Consider the following 7,854-nt stretch of genomic DNA (forward strand, 5'->3'; position numbering starts at 1 on the left):
GCGGGGGCGTTGGGAGTTCGCGCCGGGGATGTGACGCATCCGGCGCTCCGTGCGCTGTAGGGGTGACTCCCATGGGTCACCGGCCCGCCCTCACGAGGCGGCAAGCGGGCCGAGATGTGCGGGGGCGGCGGGTCGTGGCGGCCGGCCGCCCCTGTGCGGCGTCCCGGGCGGCCACCGACCCGCCGTACGGGGCGAGTTCACCACCCGCGCGCGTGCCACTCCGGCAGGTGCGGGCGCTCCGCCCCCAGGGTGGTGTCGTTGCCATGGCCCGGGTAGACCCAGGTCTCGTCCGGGAGCACGTCGAAGATCTTCGTCTCGACGTCGTGGATGAGACTGGCGAACGCCTCGGGATCCTTACGGGTGTTGCCGACGCCGCCCGGGAAGAGGCAGTCGCCCGTGAAGACATGGGGATGCCCGTGCGGGTCGTCGTACACGAGAGCGATGGAGCCCGGGGTATGCCCCACCAGGTGGCGCGCGGTGAGCGCCACCTGTCCCACCCGGATGGTGTCGCCGTCGTCGACGAGGACGTCGGTCGGGACGGGGATGCCGGTGGCGTCGTCCCGACCGGCGTACGTCCGGGCGCCGGTCGCCGACACCACCCGGGCGAGGGCCTGCCAGTGGTCGCCGTGCTGGTGCGTGGTGACGACGGAGGCGATGCCGTCGTCACCGATCATGCCGAGCAGGGTGTCCGCGTCGTTGGCCGCGTCGATCAGCAACTGCTCGTCCGTGGCCCGGCAGCGCAGCAGATAGGCGTTGTTGTCCATCGGGCCGACCGCGATCTTGGTGATCATCAGGTCCTTGAGCTCGTGCACGTCCGCCGGGCCGCCGACCTTCACCTGTCCGCTGTACGTCATGGCGGTCAGCCTATAGCGGCGGAGCGCACCCGGGTCCCCGCCGAGGCCCGTCGCTCACGGTACGGCCTCGGCGGGGACCTGCCGCCGCGCTACAGCGGCGGGAGCTTCGGCAGCTCGCCGCCCTCGGTGGTCAGCCCCGAGGCGTCGCGGCGCCCGGCGAGCCAGCCCAGCAGGTCCGGTGCCGGACCTGTGACGGTGGCCTCCGGGCTCTCGGCCTCCCGGCCCGTCCGCCACGCGCGTGTGCCGTCCGTCAGGCGGGTGGCCGCCACGTCCGGGTGGCCGGAGAAGCGCTCTGCGAGGAAGTCGATCTCCCGCTCCACGAATTCTCCGGGAAGGTCCTCCAGCTCGTACCCGATGCCGAGGTCGACGTGGTGCAGCTCCACCTCGGCCCAGCGCCGGAACGGCACCCGGGACGCCGAGTCGGTGACCCCGTTGCGCAGCTCCACCGTGCGCGACCAGTCCGCAGGCACGGCCCCCGCGGCCTGGAAGCGGGCCGCGCTCTCCCGCAGGTCGGCGAGGTGCGCGTCGAGGGGGCGCGGTGCGTCCCGCTCGATGTCGGCGTCGCGGGCGTCCGCGGAGGGGTACATGGGCCGGCCCTCCAGGACGTTCACGAGGGCGTCCGCGTTGCGGGCGAGATGGGCGAGGACGTGGCCACGGCTCCAGCCGGGAAGCCGTGACGGCTCGGCCGCCGACGCGTTGTCCAGGCCGGCGGCTGCGGTGAGCAGCCGTTCCGTCGCGTCACGTACAGACGCCAGGTCATGACCGTGATCAATCATGGTGCTGACCCTAGCCCCGCCACACCTTTGGGTGAAGGTGGTGAAGTCGTGCCGTAAATCGAATGCACGTGCTATATGGTCGGGAGCGGCGTCGGGCATGCTGGAGTGCCGGGGATTGTTATGCATCCGGGAATCCGACCGGCGTTGTCAGTGGCTCCCCCTAGTCTGAAGAAGCACGGGGGCCTCGCCCCTGTCACTTCTCTCAAGAAAGGTGCGGACCGGCGTGGCCGACCGTCTCATCGTCCGTGGCGCGCGCGAGCACAACCTGAAGAATGTCTCGCTCGACCTGCCGCGCGACTCGCTCATCGTCTTCACGGGCCTGTCGGGGTCGGGCAAGTCCTCGCTGGCCTTCGACACCATCTTCGCCGAGGGGCAGCGGCGCTATGTGGAGTCGCTCTCGTCGTACGCCCGCCAGTTCCTCGGCCAGATGGACAAGCCGGACGTCGACTTCATCGAGGGCCTGTCGCCGGCGGTCTCCATCGACCAGAAGTCGACCTCGCGCAACCCGCGCTCCACGGTCGGCACCATCACCGAGGTCTACGACTACCTGCGTCTGCTCTTCGCGCGCATCGGCAAGCCGCACTGTCCCGAGTGCGGCCGCCCGATCTCCCGCCAGTCGCCGCAGGCCATCGTGGACAGGGTCCTGGAGCTGCCGGAGGGCAGCCGCTTCCAGGTGCTGTCCCCGTTGGTGCGGGAGCGCAAGGGTGAGTTCGTCGACCTCTTCGCCGACCTGCAGACCAAGGGCTACTCCCGCGCGCGGGTCGACGGCGAGACCATCCAGCTCTCCAGCCCGCCCGCGCTCAAGAAGCAGGAGAAACACACCATCGAGGTCGTCGTCGACCGCCTCACGGTGAAGGACTCCGCCAAGCGCCGGCTCACCGACTCCGTGGAGACGGCCCTGGGCCTGTCGGGCGGCATGGTCGTGCTCGACTTCGTCGACCTCCCCGAGGACGACCCCGAGCGCGAGCGCATGTTCTCGGAGCACCTGTACTGCCCGTACGACGACCTGTCCTTCGAGGAGCTGGAGCCCCGCTCCTTCTCCTTCAACTCGCCCTTCGGCGCCTGCCCCGAGTGCACCGGCATCGGCACACGCATGGAGGTCGACCCCGAGCTGATCGTCCCGGACGAGGACAAGTCCCTCGACGAGGGCGCCATCCACCCCTGGTCGCACGGGCACACCAAGGACTACTTCGGCCGTCTGATCGGCGCCCTCGCGGACGCGCTCGGCTTCCGGACCGACATCCCCTTCGCGGGCCTGCCCCAGCGCGCCAAGAAGGCGCTGCTCTACGGCCACAAGACACAGATCGAGGTCCGCTACCGCAACAGGTACGGCCGCGAGCGCGTGTACACCACGCCCTTCGAGGGCGCCGTCCCCTTCGTGAAGCGCCGGCACAGCGAGGCCGAGAGCGACGCCAGCCGTGAGCGCTTCGAGGGCTACATGCGCGAGGTGCCCTGCCCCAGCTGTGAGGGCACGCGTCTGAAGCCGATCGTCCTCGCGGTCACCATCATGGAGAAGTCGATCGCCGAGGTCTCCGCTATGTCCATCAGCGACTGCGCGGACTTCCTGGGCGAGCTCAAGCTCAGCGCCCGCGACAAGAAGATCGCCGAGCGGGTGCTGAAGGAGGTCAATGAGCGGCTCCGCTTCCTGGTGGACGTCGGCCTGGACTACCTCTCGCTGAACCGCGCGGCCGGCACCCTCTCCGGCGGTGAGGCCCAGCGCATCCGTCTGGCCACCCAGATCGGCTCCGGTCTGGTCGGTGTGCTGTACGTGCTGGACGAGCCGTCCATCGGCCTGCACCAGCGCGACAACCACCGGCTGATCGAGACCCTGGTCCGGCTGCGGGACATGGGCAACACGCTCATCGTCGTCGAGCACGACGAGGACACCATCAAGGTCGCCGACTGGGTCGTCGACATCGGCCCCGGCGCCGGCGAGCACGGCGGCAAGGTCGTGCACAGCGGCTCCCTGAAGGAGCTGCTCGCCAACCCCGAGTCGCAGACCGGCCAGTACCTGTCCGGCAAGAAGGCGATCCCGGTCCCGGACATCCGGCGCCCGCAGGACCCGTCCCGCCGGCTCACCGTGCACGGTGCCCGCGAGAACAACCTGCAGGACATCGACGTGTCGTTCCCGCTGGGCGTCTTCACGGCCGTCACCGGCGTGTCCGGCTCCGGCAAGTCGACGCTGGTCAACGACATCCTGTACACGCACCTGGCCCGCGAGCTCAACGGCGCGCGCAGCGTCCCGGGGCGGCACACGCGCGTGGACGGCGACGACCTCGTCGACAAGGTCGTGCACGTCGACCAGTCGCCCATCGGCCGCACCCCGCGGTCCAACCCGGCGACGTACACCGGTGTCTTCGACCACATCCGCAAGCTGTTCGCCGAGACCACCGAGGCGAAGGTCCGCGGCTACCAGCCGGGCCGCTTCTCCTTCAACGTCAAGGGCGGCCGCTGCGAGAACTGCGCGGGCGACGGCACGATCAAGATCGAGATGAACTTCCTGCCGGACGTCTACGTCCCCTGCGAGGTCTGCCACGGCGCCCGCTACAACCGGGAGACGCTGGAGGTCCACTACAAGGGCAAGTCCATCTCCGAGGTCCTGAACATGCCGATCGAGGAGGCGATGAACTTCTTCGAGGCCGTTCCGGCGATCAACCGTCACCTCAAGACGCTGAACGACGTCGGTCTCGGCTATGTCCGGCTCGGCCAGTCCGCGACCACGCTGTCCGGTGGTGAGGCGCAGCGCGTCAAGCTCGCCAGCGAGCTGCAGAAGCGCTCCACCGGCCGCACGGTCTACGTCCTCGACGAGCCGACCACCGGTCTGCACTTCGAGGACATCAGCAAGCTGCTGAAGGTCCTGGCCGGCCTGGTCGACAAGGGCAACACGGTCATCGTCATCGAGCACAACCTCGACGTGATCAAGACCGCCGACTGGGTCGTCGACATGGGTCCGGAGGGCGGCGCCGGCGGCGGACTCGTCGTCGCGGAGGGCACGCCCGAGGAGGTCGCCGGCGTTCCGGCCAGCCACACCGGCAAGTTCCTGCGCGAGATCCTCGGCGCCGACCGGATCAGCGACGCGGCCTCGGTACCGGCCCCGCGCAGGGCGGCGGCACGGAAGACGGTCGCGGCGAAGTCAGCGGCGAAGAAGACGGCGACAGCCGACGCAGCCAACGACACGGCCGTGAAGAAGGCGGCCGGGGCGACGAAGAGGACGGCCCCGGCGAAGAAGACGACCCGGGCGCGGAAGGCCTGAGACCGACCGCCCGACATGGCGGAGAAAATCCTGAAAAGTGCGGCGCCCCGCGGGAACTCCCGGCGGGGCGCCGCTCGTTGCAAGAACAGCCGCGGGATTTCCGCGGCCATGCGGAACCTTGACTCCTGAACAGCGGAAATCAGCGCGGAAACTCAGCGAAGGGAAGGCCGTACGCCCCTCACCAGTCCCCGAGTTCGGAGGCGTACGGCGGCTCGGCGCCCGCGCGGGAGCAGGTGACGGCGGCCGCGCGCGCCGCGAACCGCAGCAGCCGGGTCCAGCCCTCCCGGCCCAGCTCCGCGAGCCCCTCCGAGGACAGGGCGTCCTGAGCGGCGAGACCGTGCAGCAGAGCCGCGTTCACGGTGTCGCCGGCGCCGATCGTGTCCACGACCTCGACCTTCTCGCCCGGCACCGGGTACACGGCGCCGTCCCGGGTGAAGGCGGTGAGCCCGTCCCCGCCATGGGTGATCACCACGGCCGCGGGCCCGGCGGCCAGCCACTCGCGCGGAGTGCCACCCAGCCACCGGGCGTCCTCCTCGGACAGCTTCAGCAGGGACACCGAGGGCAGCCAGCTCTTGAAGCGCGCCCGGTAGGCGTCCGCGTCGGGGATCAGGACCGTCCGGATGTTGGGGTCGAGCGCGGTGAACACCCCCTGGTTCGCCGCGGCCCGCAGCAGGGTCTCGTAGGCGGTCGCGCCGGGCTCCAGGACGAGCGAGCAGGTGCCGAAGGAGACGGCCCGGGTCCCGGCGGGAAGCGTCTCGGGGGCCGTGAACAGCCGGTCGGCGGTGCCGTCGACATAGAAGGAGTACGCGGCCGATCCGCTCTCGTCGATCGTGGCGACGGCGAGCGTGGTCGGCTCCGTGCCACGCTGCACGGCGGAGACGTCCACGTTCGCCCGCCGGAGCCCGTCCAGCAGGGCCTCACCGAAGGCGTCGTACGAGGTCCGGGAGCAGAAGGCGGTGGGGGAGCCGAGGCGGCCGAGGGCCACGGCGGTGTTGTACGGGCCGCCGCCGAGCGCCGGCTGCAGGCGCGCGAGGGCACCCGTTCCCTGCGGTACCAGATCGATCAGGGCCTCACCGGCGACGACGATCACGAGACGCTTCCTTCCTCGAACTTCCGGGGTGCTGGGGCTGTGTGGGGACTACGACCGTGCGGGCGGTCCGGGCGTCGGGCGCTCTCGGCTTCCTCCGGGCACCCGCACGAGCCGCGGTGGACGAAGACGCACGGCAGCCGCACGGTACGGGCCGGGCGGTCCGGTGAGGCGAGGCGGTCCAGGAGGAGGCGTACGGCCCGGGCGCCGATCTCCCTGCTGGGCTGGGCGACCGCGGTCAGCCGGGGTGAGAAGAGGTCGGCCCAGGCGAAGTCGTCGAAGCAGCACAGCGCGATGTCCTCGGGCACGGACAGCCCGCGGTCGCGCAGGGCGCGCAGGGCGCCGATGGTCATCGCGTTGTTGGCGGTGACGAGTGCGGTGGGCGGGGCGGTGAGGGAGAGGAGGGCCGCGGTGGCGCGTTCCGCGCCGGGTGAGTCGGAGTCGCCGTGCGCGACGAGGCGTTCGTCGTAGGGGAGTCCGGAGGCGGCGAGGCCGTGGCGGTATCCGGTGATGCGCTCTCGGGTGGTGCTGAACCCGGGCAGACCGGCGACCAGGGCGATGCGGCGGTGGCCGAGTTCGGCGAGGTGGCTGACGAGCCGGGCGGTCGGTTCGGCGCTCTCGGCGCAGATCTGGTCGTAGCGGGGCGCGCCGTCGGCCGGGGTGTCGACGAGCCGGTCGAGGAAGACGGCCGGGACCTGATGGCGTCCGAGGTAGCCGACGAGCTCCCGAGGGTTCGCGGAAGGGGCGACGATCATGCCGTCCACGCGGCGCTCGTGCAGCAGCTGGACGACCTTGCGCTCGTGCGCCGGGTCGTCGTGCGGGTCGGCGATGAGGAGGCTGTAGCCGTGCTCCAGGGCGCGGGCCTCGACGCCCTGGAGGATCTCCGTGAAGTACGGGTTGCTGATCGCCGACACCGCGAGCCCGATGGACCGGGTGCGCGAGGTCACCAGGGAGCGGGCGAGGGTGTTGGGGGTGTAGCCGAGGCGGTCGATCGCGTCCAGGACCGCCTGGCGGGTGTGGGGCAGGACCGGCCGGGTGTCGTTGAGGACGTGCGAGACGGTCGCCACGGACACACCGGCGCTGCGCGCGACGTCGGCCATGGTCGGCATGGCGACCCCTCTCGTCCGTTTCCAGGGCCGGCGAGGGCCCCAGGCCGGGAAGCTATCCCATCCGGCGGCGCACGTAAACGCTTGCGCAAACGTTTACGTCCAGCCAACCCTCCCCAGTGACAGCCAACCCGCTCGAACCCGGAGGAACCACCCCGGCTATCGTGCCGCGTGCACCACCCCCGACCAGTGGAGATCCGCATGCCCGCCCGTCGCGCCCCGAGCCGCCGCACCGTCCTGCGTGGAGCGGCCCTGACCCCAGTGGCCGGGCTCGGCCTCACAGCCTGCTCCGCCGCGGGCGGTGTCACCGCACCGGCGACCCCGACCGCGCCGGTCGAACTCGCCGACGACAGCGGGATCGCCAAGGGGAGCGCCGAGCTCTACCGGGATCACAATCTCGTGGTCAGCCGGGGCGAGAACGGCTCGCTGAAGGCGTACAGCACGATCTGCACGCACGCGGGTTGCCCGATCAACAAGCTGGAGGGGACCACGCTCGTCTGCCCGTGCCACGGCAGCGAGTTCGACGCCAGGACCGGCAAGGTGCTGCGCTCCCCGGCCACCGAACCACTGCACGCGCTGCCGGTGGCGACCAGGAACGGCAAGATCGTCGCCGGGCCGGGGGTCTGACGAGAGCCTGCCCGGAGGACGGCACGCGCGCCGATCAGATCAGGAGAACAACAAGGTCAGGACGGTCCGCGCGTCCTCCACGGCATCGCGACGGCCGACCCGGCGACGCCAACCGCCCCAGGCCCTCAGCCCCCGACCCTCAGCCCCAGAC

6 protein-coding genes are annotated in these 7,854 nt (G+C 71.0%); 2 read left to right on the forward strand and 4 right to left on the reverse strand.

Going from position 1 to position 7,854, the window contains the following annotated elements; genetic code table 11:
• Positions 1 to 197: 197 nt before the first annotated feature.
• Positions 198 to 854 (reverse strand): MBL fold metallo-hydrolase, encoded by a 657-nt coding sequence (locus tag GRC12_RS19165; protein WP_208780535.1) that lies wholly within the window; start codon positions 852 to 854, stop codon positions 198 to 200.
• 89 nt (positions 855 to 943) lie between these two features.
• Positions 944 to 1,630: a maleylpyruvate isomerase family mycothiol-dependent enzyme gene (locus GRC12_RS19170; protein WP_208780536.1), complete on the reverse strand. Its 687-nt coding sequence runs from the start codon at positions 1,628 to 1,630 to the stop codon at positions 944 to 946.
• 223 nt (positions 1,631 to 1,853) lie between these two features.
• On the opposite strand from GRC12_RS19170, the gene uvrA reads away from it, so the two are divergent.
• Entirely contained in the window at positions 1,854 to 4,883 is a 3,030-nt protein-coding gene (uvrA, locus tag GRC12_RS19175; RefSeq protein WP_208780537.1) for an excinuclease ABC subunit UvrA, read from the forward strand.
• A 178-nt stretch (positions 4,884 to 5,061) separates the two neighbouring features.
• Here the strand turns inward: uvrA and GRC12_RS19180 are convergent, their stop codons facing one another.
• Together GRC12_RS19180 and GRC12_RS19185 are read right to left on the reverse strand one after the other, a co-directional pair.
• Positions 5,062 to 5,973 (reverse strand): carbohydrate kinase family protein, encoded by a 912-nt coding sequence (locus tag GRC12_RS19180; protein ID WP_208780538.1) that lies wholly within the window; start codon positions 5,971 to 5,973, stop codon positions 5,062 to 5,064.
• Positions 5,970 to 7,079 (reverse strand): LacI family DNA-binding transcriptional regulator, encoded by a 1,110-nt coding sequence (locus tag GRC12_RS19185; protein ID WP_208780539.1) that lies wholly within the window; start codon positions 7,077 to 7,079, stop codon positions 5,970 to 5,972. The genes GRC12_RS19180 and GRC12_RS19185 overlap by 4 nt, the downstream gene beginning before the upstream one ends.
• Before the next feature lie 198 nt (positions 7,080 to 7,277).
• On the opposite strand from GRC12_RS19185, the gene GRC12_RS19190 reads away from it, so the two are divergent.
• Positions 7,278 to 7,703 carry a Rieske (2Fe-2S) protein gene (locus GRC12_RS19190; protein WP_208780540.1) on the forward strand — a complete coding sequence of 142 codons (426 nt, stop codon included), beginning with the start codon at positions 7,278 to 7,280 and terminating at the stop codon, positions 7,701 to 7,703.
• The last annotated feature ends 151 nt before the right edge of the window (positions 7,704 to 7,854 follow it).

Origin of the sequence: Streptomyces griseorubiginosus, assembly GCF_017614965.1 — a bacterium.
Lineage (GTDB): Bacteria > Actinomycetota > Actinomycetes > Streptomycetales > Streptomycetaceae > Streptomyces > Streptomyces griseorubiginosus_B.